The organism is Marinimicrobium sp. UBA4209, assembly GCF_002381585.1.
Taxonomy (GTDB): Bacteria; Pseudomonadota; Gammaproteobacteria; order Pseudomonadales; family Cellvibrionaceae; genus Marinimicrobium; species Marinimicrobium koreense.
Map to the genome: position 1 here is coordinate 23,898 of NZ_DFTP01000049.1, position 20,393 is coordinate 44,290.

At 58.6% G+C, this 20,393-nt stretch carries 19 protein-coding genes; 13 read left to right on the forward strand and 6 right to left on the reverse strand.

The genetic code is table 11. The annotated features are described in order from the left end of the window. Window positions 1-58: 58 nt before the first annotated feature. On the forward strand, window positions 59-1,279 hold the full coding sequence (gene argJ / locus B3187_RS07255) for a bifunctional glutamate N-acetyltransferase/amino-acid acetyltransferase ArgJ (protein ID WP_286805426.1): 1,221 nt from the start codon (window positions 59-61) through the stop codon (window positions 1,277-1,279). A gap of 4 nt (window positions 1,280-1,283) precedes the next feature. Next, on the forward strand, window positions 1,284-2,216 hold the full coding sequence (locus B3187_RS07260) for a Nudix family hydrolase (protein ID WP_286805427.1): 933 nt from the start codon (window positions 1,284-1,286) through the stop codon (window positions 2,214-2,216). 9 nt (window positions 2,217-2,225) lie between these two features. Here the strand turns inward: B3187_RS07260 and yacG are convergent, their stop codons facing one another. The 6 genes from yacG to B3187_RS07290 all read right to left on the reverse strand — a co-directional run bounded on the left by yacG (window position 2,226) and on the right by B3187_RS07290 (window position 9,586). Then, entirely contained in the window at window positions 2,226-2,423 is a 198-nt protein-coding gene (gene yacG / locus B3187_RS07265) for a DNA gyrase inhibitor YacG (protein ID WP_286805428.1), read from the reverse strand. A 58-nt stretch (window positions 2,424-2,481) separates the two neighbouring features. Then, window positions 2,482-3,009: a DUF3833 domain-containing protein gene (locus tag B3187_RS07270; protein WP_286805430.1), complete on the reverse strand. Its 528-nt coding sequence runs from the start codon at window positions 3,007-3,009 to the stop codon at window positions 2,482-2,484. 37 nt (window positions 3,010-3,046) lie between these two features. After that, a complete protein-coding gene (locus B3187_RS07275) occupies window positions 3,047-4,144 on the reverse strand; it encodes a phospholipase A (protein WP_286805432.1) in 1,098 nt (365 codons plus the stop codon). Between the two features lie 80 nt (window positions 4,145-4,224). Next, entirely contained in the window at window positions 4,225-5,160 is a 936-nt protein-coding gene (locus B3187_RS07280; RefSeq protein ID WP_286805434.1) for a hypothetical protein, read from the reverse strand. 147 nt (window positions 5,161-5,307) lie between these two features. Continuing rightward, window positions 5,308-6,225, reverse strand: a complete 918-nt coding sequence (locus tag B3187_RS07285; protein WP_286805436.1) for a response regulator — start codon at window positions 6,223-6,225, stop codon at window positions 5,308-5,310. Next, on the reverse strand, window positions 6,200-9,586 hold the full coding sequence (locus B3187_RS07290) for a hybrid sensor histidine kinase/response regulator (protein ID WP_286805438.1): 3,387 nt from the start codon (window positions 9,584-9,586) through the stop codon (window positions 6,200-6,202). The genes B3187_RS07285 and B3187_RS07290 overlap by 26 nt, the downstream gene beginning before the upstream one ends. 369 nt (window positions 9,587-9,955) lie before the next feature. Between B3187_RS07290 and urtA the strand changes: the two genes are divergently transcribed. From urtA to B3187_RS07345, 11 genes are all read left to right on the forward strand, one after another. Next, on the forward strand, window positions 9,956-11,200 hold the full coding sequence (urtA, locus tag B3187_RS07295) for an urea ABC transporter substrate-binding protein (protein WP_339618714.1): 1,245 nt from the start codon (window positions 9,956-9,958) through the stop codon (window positions 11,198-11,200). Between the two features lie 104 nt (window positions 11,201-11,304). After that, entirely contained in the window at window positions 11,305-12,231 is a 927-nt protein-coding gene (gene urtB, locus B3187_RS07300) for an urea ABC transporter permease subunit UrtB (protein ID WP_286805439.1), read from the forward strand. A 12-nt stretch (window positions 12,232-12,243) separates the two neighbouring features. After that, window positions 12,244-13,401 carry an urea ABC transporter permease subunit UrtC gene (gene urtC / locus B3187_RS07305; protein WP_286805440.1) on the forward strand — a complete coding sequence of 386 codons (1,158 nt, stop codon included), beginning with the start codon at window positions 12,244-12,246 and terminating at the stop codon, window positions 13,399-13,401. Continuing rightward, window positions 13,388-14,137, forward strand: a complete 750-nt coding sequence (gene urtD, locus B3187_RS07310) for an urea ABC transporter ATP-binding protein UrtD (RefSeq protein WP_286805441.1) — start codon at window positions 13,388-13,390, stop codon at window positions 14,135-14,137. The genes urtC and urtD overlap by 14 nt, the downstream gene beginning before the upstream one ends. A gap of 17 nt (window positions 14,138-14,154) precedes the next feature. After that, window positions 14,155-14,844 (forward strand): urea ABC transporter ATP-binding subunit UrtE, encoded by a 690-nt coding sequence (gene urtE / locus B3187_RS07315; RefSeq protein WP_024460804.1) that lies wholly within the window; start codon window positions 14,155-14,157, stop codon window positions 14,842-14,844. A 15-nt stretch (window positions 14,845-14,859) separates the two neighbouring features. Further along, a complete protein-coding gene (locus tag B3187_RS07320; protein ID WP_123637901.1) occupies window positions 14,860-15,903 on the forward strand; it encodes an aliphatic amidase in 1,044 nt (347 codons plus the stop codon). Between the two features lie 9 nt (window positions 15,904-15,912). After that, complete coding sequence (locus B3187_RS07325) at window positions 15,913-17,082, forward strand: AAA family ATPase (protein ID WP_286805444.1); 1,170 nt, start codon at window positions 15,913-15,915, stop codon at window positions 17,080-17,082. A gap of 129 nt (window positions 17,083-17,211) precedes the next feature. After that, window positions 17,212-18,444, forward strand: coding sequence for a formamidase (gene fmdA / locus B3187_RS07330; protein ID WP_286805446.1), 1,233 nt, complete (start codon window positions 17,212-17,214; stop codon window positions 18,442-18,444). Window positions 18,445-18,449: 5 nt separating this feature from the next. Then, window positions 18,450-18,824, forward strand: a complete 375-nt coding sequence (locus B3187_RS07335) for a zinc ribbon domain-containing protein (RefSeq protein ID WP_024460800.1) — start codon at window positions 18,450-18,452, stop codon at window positions 18,822-18,824. Window positions 18,825-18,933: 109 nt separating this feature from the next. Next, complete coding sequence (locus tag B3187_RS07340) at window positions 18,934-19,461, forward strand: DUF3617 domain-containing protein (protein ID WP_123637897.1); 528 nt, start codon at window positions 18,934-18,936, stop codon at window positions 19,459-19,461. A 114-nt stretch (window positions 19,462-19,575) separates the two neighbouring features. Continuing rightward, window positions 19,576-20,393 (forward strand): dihydroxy-acid dehydratase (locus B3187_RS07345; RefSeq protein ID WP_286805449.1); only part of this gene is annotated, 818 nt, incomplete at its 3' end.

A 20,393-nucleotide genomic window follows, 5' to 3' on the forward strand; every position in this document is an offset into this window, starting at 1 on the left:
GCGCATCCGCCGTTACCCAACGTTGAGGCATCCCCTTCATTAAAACGGAGTTCCAAAAATGGCCGTTGGCGAATACCCCTTTCCCTCCATGCCCCCACTGGCCGGGATCAAACTGGCCACGGCCAGCGCCGGGATCAAAAAGCCCGGTCGCCAGGATGTGGTGTTGATCGAGCTGGCCGCTGGTACCCGCAGCGCCGGTGTGTTCACCCGCAACGCCTTTTGTGCCGCGCCGGTGACGCTGTGCCGCGAATACCTCAAACAGGCCAGCCCCCGCTACCTGGTGATCAACTCCGGCAACGCCAACGCCTGCACGGGCGAGCGGGGTCGGCGCGACGCCATCGCCACCAGTGAGGCCGTAGCCCAGTTGTCCGGTGTTCAGGCCGCTCAGGTACTGCCTTTCTCCACCGGTGTGATCGGGGAGCCGCTGCCGGTCAACAAGATCGTCAATGTGCTGCCCCAGGCTCATGCCGGGCTCAGCGAAAGCGGCTGGGAAGCAGCGGCCAAGGCGATCATGACCACCGATACCCGTCCCAAGGGTTATACCGCCAGCGTCGAACATCAGGGCAAAACCATCACGGTAAATGGTATTGCCAAAGGCGCAGGTATGATCAAGCCGAACATGGGCACCATGCTTGCCTATATTGCCACCGATGCGGATATCGCCCAGCCGGTGCTGGACGATTTGTGCAAGGAGGCCGCGAATAAATCCTTCAACCGGATCACCATCGACGGCGATACCTCCACCAACGATTCCTGCATTCTGATGGCTACCGGGCAATCCGGTGCTGAGGCAATCACCGAGGCCTCTGGCGATCTGTACGAGAAAGTGCGTGGGCTGATCATTGGTGCCCATGAATACCTCGCCAAGTGCATCGTTGCGGACGGCGAGGGGGCGACTAAGTTTGTCACTCTGGCGGTCAGCGGCGGCGCCAGTCAGGACGAGTGTCTGCAGGTGGGTTATGCGGTGGCGCATTCGCCGCTGATCAAGACCGCCCTGTTCGCCTCGGACCCCAACTGGGGGCGGATTGTGGCGGCGGTAGGCTATGCCGGCGTGCCGGGGCTGGACGCCAACAAGGTTCGCATCCACCTGAACGACACACTGATTGTCGAAGACGGTGGACGCGCCGAGGGGTATACCGAAGAGCAGGGCCAGGCGGTCATGGATCAGGCGGAAATCACCATCCGCATTGACCTCGGCCGCGGCGCTTGTGCGGAAACCCTCTGGACCACCGATCTGTCCCACGAGTACGTGCGCATCAACGCCGACTACCGGAGCTGATTCCATGGGTTCGGTGGTACGAGTGGCGGTGGGTGTGATTCAGGACCCACAGGGTCGAATCCTGATTGCCCGCCGTCCCGAGCACGTGCACCAGGGCGGCCTCTGGGAGTTTCCCGGGGGCAAGGTCGATGAGGGGGAAACGCTGGCGGATGCCCTCGCTCGGGAGCTGGCGGAAGAACTCTCGATAGAGGTGCGCGCCAGCGAACCGCTGATCGATATTCGCCACGACTACCCGGACAAGTCCGTGCTGCTACAGGTATGCCGGGTGACCGATTTTTCGGGCGAGGCGCGTGGCAACGAGGGCCAGCCGGTGCGCTGGGTCGAGCCGGCAGCCTTACCCGACTACCGCTTCCCCGAGGCCAACCGGCCGATCCTTCATGCCATTCGTCTGCCACAAAAGATATTGATTACCGGTTCCGCCAACTCGGAGGCAGACTGGTGGCAGCGCCTGGAGCGGGCGTTGACCAATGGCCACTCCTGGATTCACTTGCGTGCCCCGGAGCTGTCGGCCGACGCGTATCGGGCTCGGGCCCTACAGGCGCAAGTGCTGTGTGCCCGGTTCGGTGCCACACTGATCGCCCATGGCCCGGAAGATCGCGGTCTGAGCGGGCTGGCTGGCTGGCATATGAACGCCGAGGCGTTGCGGCACTGTGAGCGGCGCCCGTTGGGGCTTTCGGGTTGGTGGGGCGCGTCCTGCCATACCCCGGAGGAGCTGGAGCAGGCGGTTCGCCTGGGTGTGGACTACGTGTTTCTGTCCCCGGTACAGGTTACCCAAAGTCACCCGGATACCGAGCCTCTGGGCTGGGCGCGTTTTGCCGAATGGACGGCCGGAGTGCCCCTGCCGGTGTACGCCCTGGGCGGTGTGGGGCCCGAGGCCCTGCCGCAGGCAAAAGCCGCCGGGGCGCAGGGCATCGCGGGTATAGGGTACGCCTGGTAGGTTCTCGTGTCAGAGGGGCTGATCGTTCTCATCAAGGATCACCGGATCGCCCGGAATCTTGTGGCCTTCACTGGCCCATTCGCCCAGATCGATCATTTTGCAGCGTTCGCTGCAGAAGGGGCGGTAGGGATAATCCTCACTCCAGACAATCGTTTCGCCGCAGGTCGGGCAGTCCAGTTTGATGGGCTCGGGGGTCGGGTCAGTCATGGCTCGGGTCCGCAGTCACTCAATGGGCGGCCGTTATAGCACCGCCCGGCAGGTCAATTCAATCCCGTTGACGGATAATGGTCAACTGGATGGTGCCTACCCTGAATCCCCACTTGCGCAGGGTGGACTGGTTGATGATGGTGTCCTCGTCGACCCGCCACATCCAGTCCTCGACGTTCAGTGCCAGTTTGCGGTCTTTGTAGTCCACTTCGAGGACGTAATCCATTTTCAGGGCATTGCCGCTGGTTTCCGCCCGGCCCTCGCCGAGCACATCGCCGGCGGTGGCCTTGTAGCTGCCGTCTTCCTGAGGCTCCAGGGTCCAGTTGCGATGCTGGATTTCGCCATCGTCAAACTCGAAGCGCTCGGCCAGGCGACCGACACCCTCGTCATCCCAACTCGCTTCGATGGTCGCGTTGAAGTAGCGGGTCACCGTGCCACCGCGACTTTTCAGCACCCCGTGGGCCGTCAGGGACCCCTGAAAGAAATCTTCCAGCGTCAGGGCGGGTTCATTTCCCGCGTACTCCTGTACCTCGGTGGAGGAACAGGCCCCCAGTGTCAGTACCAGGCTCAATAAAAGCGCGCGCATAATTCTCTCCCCAGCCAGCGTGCCCATGGGTTTTACCTCAGAACAGGTCGGTAAAGGTGATGCCCAGGCCGATGGCGTTGGTATGGTGGTCATAGTCAATCAGGCTGTGGCCATAGCCGCTGAACACCTTCAGATAACCGCGCACGGTGGAGGAAACCGGAAAACTGTACCCCAGCTCCACCGCGCCGCGATTGTTCGAGCGCAGGTTATTGCGCAGCATCAGGCTCACTATGTTGTCTTTACGATGCCAGGCGGCAGACAGTTCAAAGTTGCCCATGTATTTGTGAATATCCGGATTGTCATCGCCGGTGGGGTCATCGGGGCCGTCGCCCTCGCTCTCCGGAATGCGGTACCAGGGGTTGAACGAAAACGCGAAGGGACCGCGTTCGAACACGCTGTTGACCATGATCCGGTCCCAACTGCGGGACAGATCGCCGCTCTGGCCATTGGACTGGTGGGTGATCATCACTTCGTTGAGCACATTGCGAAACCCGAAAATGTTCCAGTCGTTGACGAAACTCAGAATCAGTTCGGGTTGATGGTTGGTTTCCCGGAAGGGGCGGGAGATCTCCCGGTAGTAGGCCTGCCAGAGCGAGTGATTGGTGTAGGCCATGTACAGGTGGCCGTTGTCGCCGAAAATTCCCTCACGGATCAGGATTTTGACGCTCAGTTGAAACTCCACTTCGGTGCTCTGCTGGCTGGCGAGTGACGTGCCGGCCTCGGCGTAGGGGGCGGTGTTGCGTTCCTCCTGGTAGCTGACCGGGAGCAGGTAATTGCGCTTGTGGGGGGTGAGCAGAAAGCGGTTGGCGCGATTGAGCGCTTCCATGTTCAGGCGCCGCTCCAGCAGGCGACTGTTGCCACTGGGGTCGTCTTCCTGACCCGCGGTATCATCGCTCATGGCCGCCAGTGCCTGGCTGATGGCATCGCGCTGGCTGGAGTCTTCGCGCGCCAGGGTACTACATACGTCGCGTAGGCCATTGATTGACATGTCCCGGCCCGCGACGGTCACGGCAATCCTTAGGCACTGGTCCATTTCCTCGTCGGATAACTCCGTGCGGGTTGGCTCAGAGGCGTCATTGGCGTACACAGGGGCACAGAATACGAACAACCACAGTGAGAGTCGGGGCAAGCGCATGCAAAGGCAATCCTTGGGGTGACGATCAATAGCCCAAGGATACAGCAAACCGTCTGACAGTTTGAGAAACGGGACGCGCTTTAGGAGGTTTCGGGACGAACTGGCGCGCCAGTTTGCATCCAGCGCTCCAGATCCTGCTCGAGCCACTGGTTCAGAAGGACGATGCCGTTCTCCACCACCTGCAGGTAGACGTCAATAATGTCGGTTGCCACCTGGAACAGCCGGTTGCTGTCGGCGGTGATCGGCCCGCCGCCGAGCACGTCGCCCTCCACCATATTGAGCAGAAACATCAGTTTGAGCTCGTACCGCTTGAGTTCACCCAACTGGCCGAATTCCGGGCCGAGCACCTGTTCCAGGCGGCGGATCTGGTGGCGCAGCTTCTCGTTGTTGACCTGGGTGTTCTGGATGACGTATCGCAGCTTGCCGTCGTGGTGAGAGTCACAGTGGCCGACCGCCGCCGCATAACTGGACAGGGCCCGGATACGCCCGATCTGCTCGACCACGCCGGGCAACATCCGGGTGGAGAAGTGCAGTAACTCCAGCATCTGCACCCGGGTGGGCGCGTCGGCGTCGGAGTGATCCGAGGGGGCGGAGAGAGGCGCTTCGAGCGGGCGGGAAAGGCTGACCAGCATGGCCAGTAGCTGCTCGACCAGGTGGCAGTGCAGCTCGTAGTTGTCGATCACGCTGTCATCGTGCCAGTCCCGGCTGATGGTCAGCCAGGCGGTGTGCAGGTTTTCCCGCTCCCGTTCGCTGAGCAGATCGCTGCCCAGGGTGAACGCCTGCAGTGCCAGCAGGCGGCGCTCCAGGGTCTGTTGGAGTCGCTCAAAGTCAGGTTCAAATTGTCGGTTGCCCCCGAGCAGGGCCATGCTCATGCCCCGGTGTCGCTGCACTCCCTTGATCATATGGATCAATTGGCGGATCAACGACAGAGCATCCTGCCGGCGTCGGTAGTCCTGGACAAAGCGCGCAAACGGGGCGCGATCTATGCGAGCTTGTGGGGCATCAGTGACGTTCATTTGCGCTGTCATGGTGCATGCAGTATCCGGGTTTGAGGCGTCCGGGCCCGATAACCGGTGTGTTATCGGGGGCGGCGGTCGTCTTGTCATATCATTCAGCAACACTTGTGCCAGAGGTTGCCCTTGTGTGGCGTCAGACCTACTGACTTACGCTCGGGCCATGCAGCGGATGGCGGCAGCCGCCGCCGAGGTGCGGTTGTCCACACCGAGTTTGCGGAACACCTGCTCCAGGTGTTTGTTCACGGTACGCGGGCTCATGGAGAGAATCTGACCGATTTCCCGGTTGGTCTTGCCGTGGGCTATCCACAGCAGCACATCAGCCTCGCGGGTGGTGACACCAAAGATCTCTCGCAACCGATCCGTTTCGGATCCTTCCCCGGGTTGCTCCAATAGGCGCAGAAGGATGTCGGTGCCGCTCAGCGGTGCCAGGTATTCCAGGGTGAGTGCGGGAGACAGCCCTCGAAGAGGTAGTTTGTGTCCGGTTTGCGGCTGGTGGTTGAGCCATTCGCGTAACTGTCCGGCGAGTTGGTCCTGAGCCTGGGGCTGATTCAGTCCGGCGCGTTTCAGATGCGCCTGCACTTGTGGTGTGGTCCATAGCAGAGTGCCGCTGCGGTCAATGGCAAACAGGTATTGGCCGGCGGCGTCCAGCGCATTGTGCGCGCTCTGGGTAAGGCGGGCGTTGGTAATGTGCACCCGCATGCGTGCGACCAGCTCCTCGGGGTTGATCGGCTTGGTGATGTAGTCCACGCCTCCGGCGTTCAGCCCCTGAACCACGTGCTCGGTATCGCTCAGGCCGGTCATGAATATCACCGGAACATTGGTCAGGCGTGGGTTCTGTTTCAGCCGCTTGCAGGTTTCAAAGCCATCAATCTGGGGCATCAGAGCGTCCAGTAAAATGATGTCCGGCGTAATGTTCTGGGTGATGGTCAGCGCCTGTTGGCCCTCCAGTGCCACCAGCACGGTCATGTGTTCCGCCTCCAGTGCGTCGCTGAGCATGTGGATGCTTTCGATGGCATCGTCGACCACCAGAACCACGGGTTCAGAGGGGTTCTCGTTGGAGCTCATTGTCGGGTACCTGTAACAGTCGAATGATGGTTTCGAATTGGAATTGACCCGCCAATCGGGTCAGTGTCTGCACGAACTCTTCAGTGGCCAGGCCGTTCGCTTCCAGCTCCGCCAGGGCCTGCTGCAAGCCGCTTTTGTGGCCAATCAAAGCCAGCTTGCGTAGGGGTTGCAGATGCACTTCATCGGGCAGTGTCAGCGCGGTGATCCGCTTGTCGGAGCGGGGTGGTTGTGACGCAGGCGTACTGATCGCCACGGGTCGGGTGTGCCAGCGTAAATTGAGCTGTTGCCCCAACGTTTCCAACAGGCTGTTCAACCGTACCGGCTTGACGATATAGGCATCGTGCAGGGCAGTGTCCACGGCCTTGCCTTCGCTGGCATCGGCGGAAATCATCACCACAGGCTGGTAATAGTCCATGGCGCGAAGCTGGGCAACCAGCTCCCAGCCGTTGAGCCCGGGCATGGAGACATCCAACAGAATAAGATCCGGCGCCTCCTGTCGGACCCGGTCCAACACCGTGAGCGAATTGTCGACCTCAACGACATCAAACCCCAACGGTGTCAGCATGGCGTGCACCAGTTGGCGGTGCGAGGCCTCGTCATCCACCACCATGACGCGCTTGGCCTCGCCCCGGTAACCCTGAATGTCCTGGGCCTCGGTCGGCGCTATGTCCGAGGCGCCCCGAATGCGGCTCATCATCAGTGTCACTTTAAAGACGCTGCCTTGCCCGGGAGTACTCTGCAGGCTGATGTCGCCGCCCATAATATCGGTCAGCAATTGGGTGATGGTCAGCCCCAACCCGGTACCGGATACCTGTTCTCCAGGGCGGCGGATGCGTTCAAACGGGCGGAATATCCGCTGCTGATCGTCGGGCGAAATGCCTTCGCCGGAATCTTCAATCGTGAACTCTGCCACGTCGCTGCGGTATTTGACCCTCATGCTGACCCGGCCGTGAGCGGTGTATTTGATCGCATTGGACAGCAGGTTGATCAGAATCTGCCGCAGGCGCTTTTCGTCGGCGCGAACCAGAGGAGGCAACGGATCCTGACAGTGGTACTCGAACTGCAACCCCTTGCCTTCCGCCTGCAGCCGAAACATGTGCACCAGTTGTTCCAGTAGCGGGCCGAGGCGGACCTGATCGCGATGAAGATCCAGTCGGCCCGCTTCGATTTTTGAAATATCCAGCAGGCCTTCGATCAGGTCGGCCAGGTGCTCGCCGCTGCGGCGAATGACGCCCAGGGCGTCGCGCCGGTGAGGGGGAATCGCCGGGTCTTTCTCGAGCAGTTGCGCATACCCCAGCACCGCGTTCAGTGGTGAGCGCAACTCGTGGCTGATGCCGGTAAGGTACCGGCTTTTGGCCTGATTGGCGGCGTCGGCCTGTTCCTTGGCCCGCTGCAACGCCTGGTCGGTCTGTTCGTGTGCGTCGATTTCCTCCATCAACAAGCGGGTCTGGCGCTGCGACTCTTCCTGGGCGACGACCCGACTTTCATGGGCCAGCACGAACAACCAACTCACGACACCGGTAATGATTACCAGAATGAAAAACACTTTCCAGAGCAGGGCCGCAAAGAGCATGGCGGATACTTCATCAGGGAAGGCTGTCTGTTGGTAAATCAAGGAGAGCAGCACACCCGAGAACCCGTTGATCCCAATAACCAGTAACAGGAAATTACCCAGGCGGGCATTGATGTCGGGTATCAGCCAGGAGGGCAGCCAGCGGTGCACCCAGTTGCGGATCTGTTCAGGGTAGCTGGCGCCGGGTTTACAGAAGTCGTTGCATCGGGCGTCCAACGAGCAGCATAACGAACAGATGGGGCCGTCGTAGGCGGGACAGTGGGTGACATCCTCTTTATCAAACCGGTGTTCACAGATGCAGCACTGGTGAGTGGCGGCCGTGGGCGTCAGGATAATTGGCTCGCGGGCGATGTAGTACCGCCCGCCGGTTCGCCAGGCGATCAGTGGAGCAATAACCAGAGCGCTCAACAGAGTGATGAAGTGCGAGAGCGCCTGGAAGGTTTCGCCCCAGAAGCCGAGATAACCGATCACGCCGATCAGGGTGGCGGTGATCATGGTGCCGACGCCCACGGGGTTGATGTCGTACAGATGGGCGCGCTTGAATTCGATATGGGGTGGACTGAACCCCAACGGCTTATTGATCACCAGATCGGCCACCAGAGTGCCCACCCAGGCAATGGCGATCAACGCGTATAGCCCCAGGGTGTTCTCCAGTGCCCGATAGACTCCCAGCTCCATGACCAGCAAGGCAATGGTGACATTGAACACCAACCAAACCACCCGCCCCGGATGACTGTGAGTAAGGCGGGAGAAGAAGTTGGACCAGGCGATGGACCCGGCGTAGGCGTTGGTCACATTGATTTTCAACTGCGACAGGATGACAAACAGTCCGGCGATGGCCAGGGCCGCCGTGGGCGACTGGGTGACGTAGCCAAAGGCCACCTGATACATGTGGGTTGGGTCAATCGCTTCGTTCGCGGACATGCCGTGTGACAAGGCCAGCACCGCCAGAAAGGAGCCCGCCATCATTTTGAGGGCTCCGATCACAATCCAGCCCGGTCCTCCGGCGCTCAGGGCCAGCCACCAACGGCGACGCTGTTCCGGTTTGGGTTCGGGCATAAAGCGAAGGTAATCCACTTGCTCGCCAATCTGGGCAATCAGGGAGAAGATGACCGCAGAGGCCGCCCCAAAAAGCAGCAGATCAAACCCGCCACCGGCTTCGCGTGTGTAACTGGTCCAGTCCGACACCGACTGGAAGTCGGCCCATAGGATGAATGCAAACGGCAGCGCCTGCAGAAACACCCAAAGCGGCTGGGTCCAGAGCTGAAAGCGGCTGATAAAGGTGATGCCGTGCGTGACCAGCGGAATCACCACAACGGCACAGAGAACATACCCCCACACGATGGGAATGCCAAAGAGCATCTCCAACGCCATGGCCATAATGGCCGCTTCGATCGCAAAGAAAATGAACGTGAATGATGCGTAAATCAGGGAAGTAATGGTGGACCCGATATAGCCAAAGCCCGCCCCTCGAGTCAGAAGATCAATGTCGACGCCGTACTTGGCGGCGTAGTAGCTGATCGGAAAGGCCGTCAAAAGGATCACCAGGCTTACCGCCAGGATCGCCACCATGGCATTGGTAAACCCGTAATTCAGGGTGATTGCGCCACCGATTGCCTCCAGAGCCAGAAAGGAAATCGCACCCAGGGCGGTGTGTGCCACCCGGGCGGGCGACCAGCGCCGGGCTCGCTTGGCGGTGAAACGAAGCGCGTAGTCCTCCAGCGTCTGGTTGGCAACCCATTGGTTGTACTGACGGCGCACGCGGAAAATGGTCTGTTTGGCAGTCATGGCATTCGCTTATTGAATAACAGCCGGTGAAGGCATTGATCGGGCGATGTCCATGTCGGCCGTCGCCGTGCGCCGGTATGACGCATAGCGCCCGGGCAGGCGAACCAGGGTGGTGCACTTTGTATGGCCGGGCCGGAGCTCAGTGCGCTGAACCCGGCACTCCTTGAATCAGGTATCAATCTTTATGCCATCTGTGGCGTGCAGAACATTAAAGGCAAAGTGGGTGGTCGGTGGTATGGGGTGATTGACGTAGGTCTCTGCGGCATTTGTCGAATGGGCTCAGAAGGGAGGTGCGAGCAAAATGCAGAGCATGGGCACGGGCCAACCGATGTTCAGTCGCGTTTTCAAACCACCACACGAGGAAAGACCATGGTTACTGACTCACGCAAGCATACGCCGGGGCCGTCGCGCCGGCTTCTGAAAAGCCTGGCCGGGCTGACGGCAGGCCTCGCCATGAGTGCGTTTGGTGTCGCCCAAGAGGTGAATACCACCGGACTGGCGGTTACCGAAGACACTGTGAAAGTGGGTATTCTTCACTCAATCACCGGCACCATGGCCATCAGTGAGACCGGCTCAGTCCAAGCGGAAAAGCTCGCCATCGAGCAGATCAATGCCTCTGGAGGGGTTCTTGGTCGCCAGATCGAGTACATCCAGGAAGACGGCGCCAGCGATTGGCCCACGTTCGCTGAAAAATCCCGAAAACTGCTTCGTCAGGACAATGTAGCGGCGGTATTCGGTTGCTGGACTTCGGCCTCACGCAAAGCGGTTCTTCCGGTTTTCGAGCAATTTAACGGAATGCTGTACTACCCGACCTTCTATGAGGGGCTAGAGCAGTCGCCCAACGTAATCTATACCGGTCAGGAAGCCACACAGCAGATTCTTGCCGGTATCGACTGGGTGGTTGACGCCAAGGATGCCAAAACGTTCTATCTGCTTGGCTCAGATTACATCTGGCCCAGAACCTCCAACAAGATTGCCCGCAAGCACATTGACAAGCTGGGCTTGAAAGTTGTGGGTGAAGAGTATTACCCGCTTGGTCACACCCAGTTCAATTCGGTGATTAACAAGATCAAGCTGCGTAAGCCCGATGTGATTTTCGCCTCTGTCGTAGGCGGCTCCAATGTGGCTTTCTATAAGCAGCTGAAGGCAGCCGGTATCGATCTGACCGAGGAATCTCCCCTGGTTCTGACCATTTCAGTAACCGAGGATGAAATACTGGGTATTGGTGGCGAAAACGTCGAAGGCGCCTATGCCTCAATGAAGTACTTCCAAAGCCTGACGAACTCCAACAACGAAGAATTCGTCAAGGCATTCAAAGAGCGTTGGGGTGATGACATCGTGATCGGTGACGTAACCCAGGCGGCTTACCTTGGACCCTGGTTGTGGAAAGCGGCCGTTGAGAAAGCCGGCTCCTTTGATGTCGATAAAGTGCGCGAAGCTTCACCGGGTATTGAACTGACCACTGCACCTGAAGGCTACGTGAAGATTCACCCCAATCATCACCTATGGTCCAAAACCCGTATCGGTCGTGCCCAGGAGAATGGCCAGTATGAGGTGGTCTTTGAGACCGAAGAATTGATTGAGCCAGACCCGTTTCCGGAAGGTTATCAATAAGCGTCACTTCAAGACAGTGACATAAATAACCCCGCCTCCGGGCGGGGTTATCCCGGTAGAAAGACCAGCCCGGTTGGTTCAAGCGCACGCGGAGGCACCTTCCCATGTTTTCTGACTATTCCTCATCGGAGTTGATGTCGATTTTTGCCATGCAGGGTTTTGCAGGCCTGACACTCTTCTCTGTTTTTGTACTGATGGCCTTGGGTCTGGCCATTATTTTTGGCCAGATGGGCGTGATCAATATGGCGCACGGGGAGTTTATGATCCTCGGTGCTTATGTCACCTACATGACGTCTAACGTCTTTTCCCAATGGCTACCTGACCTGTACGGTTCCTACTTCTTTGTGGCTATAGCACTTGCCTTCCTGGCGGCCGCGCTCTTGGGCATGTTGGTCGAATGGTTGATGATTCGCCACTTATATCATCGTCCCCTGGACACCCTGTTGGCCACGTGGGGCCTGAGCCTGATTCTGCAACAAACCTATCGCTCGATTTTTGGCGCAAGGGAAGTTGGCGTGAGTATGCCCGACTGGATGATGGGCTCCTACCCGATAACGGACTTGGTGGAGGTTCCGATCAACGGCATATTTGTTATGTGCCTGTCGCTTGGGATTACCTTGGTAGTGGCGGCCCTGATGTATCGCTCGCGCTGGGGTACTCAGGTACGAGCCGTGGTTCAAAATCGACCCATGGCGGGTGCGGTGGGGATCAACACCCAAAAAGTGGACCGTATGACGTTCGCTTTGGGTTGCGGGATTGCCGGGATTGCCGGTGCCGCCTTTACCATGATCGGTTCCACGGGTCCCACTTCGGGCCAGCTGTACATCGTGGATACCTTCCTTGTGGTGGTTTTCGGTGGCGCTACAAGTCTGTTGGGTACGGTCGCTTCCGCGTTCACCATTTCGCAGGCGCAGTCGACCATGGAGTTTTTCCTCAGTGGTTCCATGGCCAAAGTGCTGACGCTGCTGTTCGTGCTGGGCATTCTGATGATTCGTCCTCAGGGCCTGTTTACCCTTAAAGTTCGTCGATAGGAGGACGGTACGATGACTGCGACCGGATTACGATCATTGTTTAGTCGTCACGATCTGCTCAGCTTTGCAGTGCTTGCCCTGCTGTTGATTGTGGTATTCCCTCTGGCGCTGGACGTGTTCCGGCTTGGTTTGATCGGTAAGTACCTGACCTACGCGTTTGTGGCCCTGGGGCTGGTGCTTTGCTGGGGCTACGGTGGCGTTCTCAGCCTGGGGCAGGGCGTGTTCTTCGGGATCGGTGGCTATATGATGGCCATGTTTCTCAAGCTCGAATCGTCCGACCCCGAAAGCACCGCGATTCAGTCCACGCCGGGCATTCCCGACTTCATGGACTGGAATCAGATTACCGAGCTTCCCTGGTTCTGGGAGCCGTTCTACAGCTTCGGATTTACATTGCTGGCGGTAATTGTTGTGCCTACGGTGTTTGCGTACCTGATCGGTGTAGCAATGTTCAAGCGGCGGGTAAGTGGGGTGTATTTTGCCATTATTACCCAGTCGATTGCTCTGATTCTCACCATCCTGATTATTGGGCAGCAGGGCTTCACTGGTGGCGTAAACGGTATCACTGACCTGAGAACGTTGTTGGGCTGGGACATCCGGTCAGACTTCGCCAAGTATGTATTTTATTTTATTTGCGTCGCGCTTCTGTTGACCTGTGTAGTAATCGCGCAGTTCATTCGCAAGAGCAAATTTGGACGAATACTGGTGGCGATGCGCGATGCGGAAGATCGCATCCGGTTCTCCGGTTATGATGTAGCCAACTTCAAGGTCTTCGTGTTCTGCGTGGGCGCGACATTTGCGGCTATCGGCGGCGCAATGTTCACTCTTCAGGTTGGCTTCATGTCCCCAAGCTTTATCGGCATTGTCCCCTCCATTGAAATGGTGATCTTCTGCGCCGTTGGCGGCCGCTTGTCTCTGTTTGGTGCGGTCTATGGTGCGGTGTTGGTGAGTTGGGCTCGATCCATTTTCTCGGAGAGCTTTCCTGAGTTGTGGCTGTTCGCCATGGGTGCGTTGTTTATCGGTGTTGTGCTGGCGTTCCCCAACGGCCTTGCGGGACTCTATGACCAGTATGCCCGCGGTCATGTGACCAAGGCGCTTGATCGTTGGGTTGACCAGCTTACCCGTTCTGATTCTAGCCGCACTGCCCAAGGAGTTGCCCATGAACGCCAGTAACACAGATTTTGTCCTGGCGGTGGAGAACCTGACTGTTTCCTTTGATGGGTTCAAAGCCGTGGATGACCTGACATTGTATGTCAATGAAGGAGAGATCCGGGTGATTATTGGTCCGAACGGGGCCGGTAAAACAACGGTTCTGGATTTGATTTGCGGCCGTACCCGGTCAACTCAGGGCTCTATCAAATTTCGCAACCGCGAGCTGACCAAGATGACCGAGTCCGACATTGTTAAGTCGGGTGTGGGCCGAAAGTTTCAGACCCCTTCGGTGTACAACGATCTGACCATTTTCGAGAACCTCGAGATTTCCTATCCGAAAGGGAGAAACGTTTTCGGCTCGCTTTTTTTCAAGCGAGACGAAACCATCATCCGCAAGTGCGAAGAGATCGCGGAAATGATCCTTTTGAAGGATCAGCTTCATGAGTCTGCGGGACTGTTGAGTCACGGCCAAAAACAGTGGCTTGAAATCGGCATGTTGCTGATTCAGGACCCTGACCTTTTGATGTTGGACGAGCCGGTCGCCGGGATGTCCGTCACTGAACGTCAGGAAACCGCCAAACTGCTTCGACGTATTTCCCAGAATCGGTCGGTGATCGTTATTGAGCACGACATGCAGTTCGTTGCCGAGATTGCTGACAAAGTGACCGTCCTGCATCAGGGTAAAATTCTGACCGAAGGGGCGATTGAAAAAGTCAAGAACGATCCGAAGGTTATTGAAGTTTACCTTGGCCACTGAGTGAGAGAGGACTCATCATGCTTAATGTATCCGATTATCGAGTCAGTTATGGCCAGAGCGAAATTGTGCATGGTCTGGATTTTACCGTGCAACCCAATGAGATTGTCGCCGTGATGGGCCGCAATGGCATGGGCAAAAGCACCCTGATGAAAGCGCTGATGGGAGTTATTCCCGAATCCGGCGGAACGGCGACGCTGGACGGGAAGCAGATATCCGGTATGAAAAGTCATCAGCGAGTCAGCCAGGGGCTGGCCTATGTGCCCCAGGGACGGATGATTTTCTCCAGTATGACCGTGCGCGAAAACATTCAGACCGGTCTGACTTCAACGGGGCGACGAGCCGTTCCGCGTGATCTCTACGATATGTTTCCGGTATTGCTGGAAATGCGTAACCGACGGGGCGGTAACTTGTCGGGTGGACAGCAACAGCAGTTGGCAATCGCTCGCGCCTTGGCGAGCGATCCCAAAGTGTTACTGCTGGATGAACCCACAGAGGGGATACAACCTTCCATCATCAAGGAAATCGCCCAGACCCTGAAAGAAATCCGCGATCAGCGTGGCCTGACCATTGTGGTGACCGAGCAGGTACTGAGCTTCGCCCTGGATGTGGCCGATCGTATCCTGGTAGTGGAGAAGGGGAAGATTGTGCACGAGGAAGCCCGAAGCAGTGTCGATGCCGAGAAAGTGGCGTCCTATCTATCCGTTTAAGTGAGGTAATCTACTATGCGACACGGTGATATTTCCAGCAGTGACGATACCGTCGGCGTAGCCGTCGTCAACTACAAAATGCCGCGCCTGCACACCAAAGCCGAGGTACTCGATAACGCCCGGGCCATTGCGGACATGTTGGTGGGGATGAAAAAAGGACTGCCCGGGATGGACCTGGTGATCTTTCCCGAATACAGCACCATGGGCATCATGTATGACCAGGACGAGATGATGGCCACCGCCGCCACCATTCCGGGGGAGGAAACGGAAATTTTCTCCGAAGCCTGTCGCAAGGCCAATACCTGGGGGGTGTTTTCCCTGACCGGCGAACGCCACGAAGACCATCCCAACAAGGCACCCTACAACACCCTGGTGTTGATCAATAATCAGGGTGAGATCGTTCAGAAGTACCGCAAGTGCATCCCCTGGTGCCCCATTGAAGGCTGGTACCCCGGCGATCGCACCTACGTTACGGAAGGACCGAAGGGCATGAAGATCAGTCTGATCATCTGTGACGATGGCAACTACCCGGAAATCTGGCGAGATTGTGCCATGAAAGGGGCCGAGTTGATCGTTCGCTGCCAAGGCTATATGTACCCGGCCAAAGATCAACAGGTGATGATGGCCAAATCCATGGCCTGGGCCAACAACTGCTATGTGGCGGTGGCCAACGCCACGGGGTTCGACGGCGTCTACTCTTATTTTGGTCACTCTTCATTGATCGGCTTCGACGGTCGGACACTGGGCGAGTGCGGCGAAGAGGATATGGGTGTGCAGTACGCCCAGCTCTCGGTCAGCCAGATTCGCGATGCCCGCGCCAATGACCAATCCCAGAACCATCTGTTCAAACTGCTGCATCGGGGATATTCCGGTATCTATAATTCCGGTGACGGCGATCGCGGCGTGGCCGAGTGCCCGTTTGACTTCTATCGCACCTGGGTGATGGATGCGGAGAAGGCGCGGGACGATGTCGAGGCCATGACCCGTTCCACCATCGGGGTTGCGGAATGTCCGGTGGGCGAGCTGCCTCACGGTGGCCGCGAGAAAACCGTCGGGTAAGGCGGTTCCATGCCATTCATCAATGATCGACTGGAAGATCAGGCGCTGCGCGAGGCGCTGACTCCGGCGGCGTCTGCGCCTGAGCCGTCCCGGTCGGCCTCGTCGCCGGGCGAGTCGCGCTTGGGGGCCTCGCGTTTTCTGTTTGATCCGGAGACGGTATCGGCGGTTCTGCGTCAGAGGATCCGCGGCCAGCCCGATGCATTGACGCAAATCGATCGTGAATTGACCCGCGTCAAAGCCGATATCGGAGAGCCGGATCGCCCGCTGGCGGTATTTCTGTTGGCGGGCCCTACCGGGGTCGGTAAAACCGAAACGGTTCGGGCTCTGGCCGAAGCGTTGCACGGGAAGGCCGATGCCTTCTGCCGGGTGGATATGAATACGCTGGCCCAGGATCATTACACCGCTGCCATCACCGGTGCGCCTCCGGGTTACGTCGGTAGCAAAGAGGGCCACAGCCTGATCGATGAAGAGGCCATACGCGGCAGTTTCAGTCGTCCCGGTGTGGTGTTGTTTGACGAGCTGGAGAAAGCGGGCCCGGAAGTGCTGCGCAGTCTGTTGGGGGTACTGGACACCGGGCGGTTGCGTCTCACCTCCGGGCAGAAGCAGCTGGATTTTCGAAACAGCCTGATCTTTATGACCAGCAATCTGGGGGCGGCGGATCTGGCGCGCCACCTGAACCGTTGGCAAACCGGCTGGCGCCGTTTCTGGCCCCGTTCGGAGCCCGTGCAGCAGGCCGCACTGCGTCAGCGGGTTGAGCGCGCACTGGATCGCGGGCTGGACCCGGAGTTTCTCAATCGCATTGATAACGTGTTGATCTACTATCCGCTGCCTTCGGAAGCACGACCGGGGGTGGTGGCGGAACTGCTGGTTCAGTTCAATCGACGCCTGCGGTCCAAGGGGTGGCAATTGCAAGTGTCCCGGGCGTTGATGAGCCGGGTGGAGCGCAAGGGCTTCGATGCCCGGTTTGGGGCGCGGGCGTTAAAGCGACAGTTCCGTCAGCAGGTGGAAGTACCGGTGGCACAGTTTCTGTTGGAACGGCCGGAGTTACGCCCGGACAGTGCGAAGCCAAAGATGCCACCGCAGGCCGAATCAGAGCTGCGCCAGATGTATTGCGATTGGCAGCACGGGCGGGTCATCTGTCGACAGGTGTGGGCCCGCAAAAGTGAGTACGTCAAATGACGCAGAGCCGGGGCCAATTGTCGTATGGGCCCAACGGCAGGCGCCTTTGATAATGAGCGTACACGGGCCAGAGGTATATGCACCTCGGCCCGAAATGCTAACGCCTCATTCCCTGTCAGGAGCCAAGCCATGACTGAAACCATCATCAAAATCGATCTGAACCAGACCCCCTACGAGAATGACAAGGTACACAATCGCTGGCACCCGGACATTCCCATGGTGGCCACGGTCAAACCGGGGGACGACTTTATCGTCGAGTGCTACGACTGGACCGGTGGGCAGATCGCCAACAACGACAGCGCCGATGATGTGCGCGATGTGGATCTGACTCAGGTGCACTTCCTGTCCGGACCGATCGGGGTTGAAGGTGCCGAACCCGGCGATCTTCTGGAAGTGGATATTCTGGATATCGGTACCTTCGAGGAAAGCCAGTGGGGCTTTAATGGCTTTTTCTCCAAACAGAATGGCGGCGGCTTCCTGACCGAACATTTTCCCGAAGCGCAGAAATCCATCTGGGATTTCAAAGGCATGTTCACCAAGTCCCGGCATATCCCCGGGGTGGAGTTCGCCGGTCTGATTCACCCTGGCCTGATCGGCTGCCTGCCCTCCAAGGAGATGTTGAAAGAGTGGAACACCCGTGAGCAGGGCCTGGTGGACACCGACCCGGAGCGGGTGCCGCCGCTCGCGGCACTGCCCTATGCCGATACCGCGCATATGGGGCGCATGGATAAAGACTCGGCCAAGAGCGCTGGCGCCGAAGCGGCGCGCACCGTACCGCCCAGAGAGCACGGCGGTAACTGCGACATCAAGGACCTGTCACGCGGTTCGAAAATCTATTTCCCGGTGTACGTCAAAGAAGGCGGCCTGTCCGTGGGCGATCTGCACTTCAGCCAGGGCGATGGCGAAATCACCTTCTGTGGTGCCATTGAAATGGCCGGCTGGATTCACCTGCGGGTCAATCTGGTGAAAGACGGCATGGCCAAGTACGGCATCAAGAATCCGATCTTCAAACCCAGCCCGATTACGCCCAAGTACGACGACTACCTGATCTTTGAAGGTATTTCGGTGGATGAATATGGCAAGCAGCACTACCTGGATGTGCACGTCGCCTATCGTCAGGCTTGTCTCAATGCCATCGAATACCTGACCAAGTTTGGCTACACCAAAGCCCAGGCCTACGCCATTCTGGGATGCGCGCCGGTACAGGGGCATATCAGTGGGGTGGTGGACATTCCCAACGCCTGTGCCACCCTGTGGTTGCCCACCGATATCTTCGATATCGACGTCAACCCCAGTGCGTCCGGCCCGGGCGCCAAGGTCAGTGGTGGTATGGATGTACCCCTTTCGAAGGATAAGGAGTAAGCATCATGCCGGTCTACGACTACAAGTGCGCCGAACACGGGCTGTTTCACCAGCTGGCGACCTTCGAGCAGAGCGCTGAGCCACAGGCTTGTCCGAGCTGCGGCCAGTTAGCGGCCCGGGTGATTGTCCTGCCCCCGGAGCTGAAAGCCATGTCCAGGGAGAATCACACGGCCCACGAGCGCAATGAAAAGAGTCAGCATCAGCCGGTATTCTCCACCACGGAGGCCCGGGCGGATGCCCGGGAGCGGCAGGCCCATGCGCATCGAAAAGGCAAACCCTGCGGATGCCACGATGGCGGCAAACTCCGCTCGGCGCTGATGTACACCGCCGATGGCAAAAAAATGTTCCCCAGTATGAGGCCCTGGATGATCAGTCACTGAGCTCCGGTGGTTGATTGAAATTTGCCCCTGACTGGGGCAGACTCGAAGCCGATGGTCAGCGGTAACGACCCGGCTTCGAATTCAATCACCGTTTACAAGGACTTCAGTTATGGCCTTTCCAATACTTCCCCGCACGTTGATCGCGTCGCTGTGCGCCCTGGGTTTCAGTCTGGGAGCACAAGCGGAATCCCTCGATATCAGACCCGGCCTCTGGGAACACCAGGTTTCCATGAAAAGCGAAAGCGGCCAGTTGGAGCAGCAGCTGGAAATGGTGCGCCAACAGATGGAAGCCATGCCGCCGGCCCAGAAAAAGATGATGCAGGACATGATGGCCGAGCAGGGCCTGTCCATGGACTTCAGTAACCAGACCGTACGCAATTGCCTGACCGAAGAAGAGGCCGCACGAGGCGAGTTCCAGTGGGGCGAGAACACCGACTGTGAACACAACGTGGTCAGCCGCGGCGACCAGACCCGCATCGAGTTTACCTGCCCGGACGAACAGGCCCAGGGTGAGATGGTGCTGGATGGGGATACGGCGTATACCGGTCAGTCCACGGCGCTGATGGATTTTGGCGGGTCCCCGGAAAAGGTCACCATTACCCACAGTGGTCAATGGATCAGTGCTGACTGCCCCTGACTGAGGGACTTCGCGCCACCACGGTTGCGAAAAAGGCCTGGCTCACCCACTATATTGGCTATTCAGGATAAGTAAGCACGCGTGAATCATAGCCAATCATAGGAGCCATCCCGTATGAGCCAGGACCATCGCCGCCGATACTCCAGCCCCGTGGTGGACGGGGTCGGTAAATCCGCCAGTCGCGCCATGCTGCGCGCCACCGGGTTTACCGACGAGGATTTCCGCAAACCCCAGGTCGGTATCGCCTCGACCTGGAGCAACCTGACCCCCTGCAATATGCACATCGACGGCCTGGCCCGAGAAGCGGCCGACGGCGCCGATGGTGCGGGTGGGAAAAGCCTGATTTTCAACACCATCACCGTCTCCGACGGCATCGCCAACGGCACCGAGGGGATGAAGTATTCCCTGGTTTCCCGCGAGGTCATTGCCGATTCCATCGAGACCGTGGCGGGTTGTGAGGGCTTTGACGGCCTGGTAGCCATCGGGGGTTGCGACAAGAATATGCCGGGTTGTCTGATGGGCCTGGCGCGGCTGAACCGCCCGTCCGTTTTTGTCTATGGCGGTACCATCAAGCCCGGCGCCAATCACACGGACATCGTCTCGGTGTTTGAAGCGGTGGGTGCGCACGCCAAGGGCGATAAAACCCTGATCGAAGTGAAGCAGATCGAGGAGACCGCCATCCCCGGTGCCGGCTCCTGTGGCGGCATGTACACCGCCAACACCATGGCCTCGGCCATCGAAGCCATGGGCATGAGCCTGCCCGGCAGCTCCGCCCAGAACGCCGAGGACAACGACAAGCTGGCCGACTGCCGCGCCGCCGGGGCCGCCGTGCTTACCCTGTTGGAAAAAGATCTCAAGCCCCGGGACATCATGACCCGCGAGGCGTTTGAAAACGCCATCACCGTGGTCATCGCCCTGGGCGGCTCCACCAA

Bases quoted from the DNA above. Each gene is read 5' to 3' on its own strand.
- urtC (WP_286805440.1), top strand. From the start codon at position 12,244: ATGACTGCGACCGGATTACGATCATTGTTTAGTCGTCACGATCTGCTC.
- B3187_RS07290 (WP_286805438.1), bottom strand. From the start codon at position 9,586: ATGACTGCCAAACAGACCATTTTCCGCGTGCGCCGTCAGTACAACCAA.
- B3187_RS07280 (WP_286805434.1), bottom strand. From the start codon at position 5,160: ATGAACGTCACTGATGCCCCACAAGCTCGCATAGATCGCGCCCCGTTT.
- argJ (WP_286805426.1), top strand. From the start codon at position 59: ATGGCCGTTGGCGAATACCCCTTTCCCTCCATGCCCCCACTGGCCGGG.
- yacG (WP_286805428.1), bottom strand. From the start codon at position 2,423: ATGACTGACCCGACCCCCGAGCCCATCAAACTGGACTGCCCGACCTGC.
- B3187_RS07320 (WP_123637901.1), top strand. From the start codon at position 14,860: ATGCGACACGGTGATATTTCCAGCAGTGACGATACCGTCGGCGTAGCC.
- B3187_RS07275 (WP_286805432.1), bottom strand. From the start codon at position 4,144: ATGCGCTTGCCCCGACTCTCACTGTGGTTGTTCGTATTCTGTGCCCCT.
- urtA (WP_339618714.1), top strand. From the start codon at position 9,956: ATGGTTACTGACTCACGCAAGCATACGCCGGGGCCGTCGCGCCGGCTT.
- B3187_RS07325 (WP_286805444.1), top strand. From the start codon at position 15,913: ATGCCATTCATCAATGATCGACTGGAAGATCAGGCGCTGCGCGAGGCG.
- urtE (WP_024460804.1), top strand. From the start codon at position 14,155: ATGCTTAATGTATCCGATTATCGAGTCAGTTATGGCCAGAGCGAAATT.
- B3187_RS07335 (WP_024460800.1), top strand. From the start codon at position 18,450: ATGCCGGTCTACGACTACAAGTGCGCCGAACACGGGCTGTTTCACCAG.
- fmdA (WP_286805446.1), top strand. From the start codon at position 17,212: ATGACTGAAACCATCATCAAAATCGATCTGAACCAGACCCCCTACGAG.
- urtD (WP_286805441.1), top strand. From the start codon at position 13,388: ATGAACGCCAGTAACACAGATTTTGTCCTGGCGGTGGAGAACCTGACT.
- B3187_RS07260 (WP_286805427.1), top strand. From the start codon at position 1,284: ATGGGTTCGGTGGTACGAGTGGCGGTGGGTGTGATTCAGGACCCACAG.
- B3187_RS07285 (WP_286805436.1), bottom strand. From the start codon at position 6,225: ATGAGCTCCAACGAGAACCCCTCTGAACCCGTGGTTCTGGTGGTCGAC.
- urtB (WP_286805439.1), top strand. From the start codon at position 11,305: ATGTTTTCTGACTATTCCTCATCGGAGTTGATGTCGATTTTTGCCATG.
- B3187_RS07340 (WP_123637897.1), top strand. From the start codon at position 18,934: ATGGCCTTTCCAATACTTCCCCGCACGTTGATCGCGTCGCTGTGCGCC.
- B3187_RS07270 (WP_286805430.1), bottom strand. From the start codon at position 3,009: ATGCGCGCGCTTTTATTGAGCCTGGTACTGACACTGGGGGCCTGTTCC.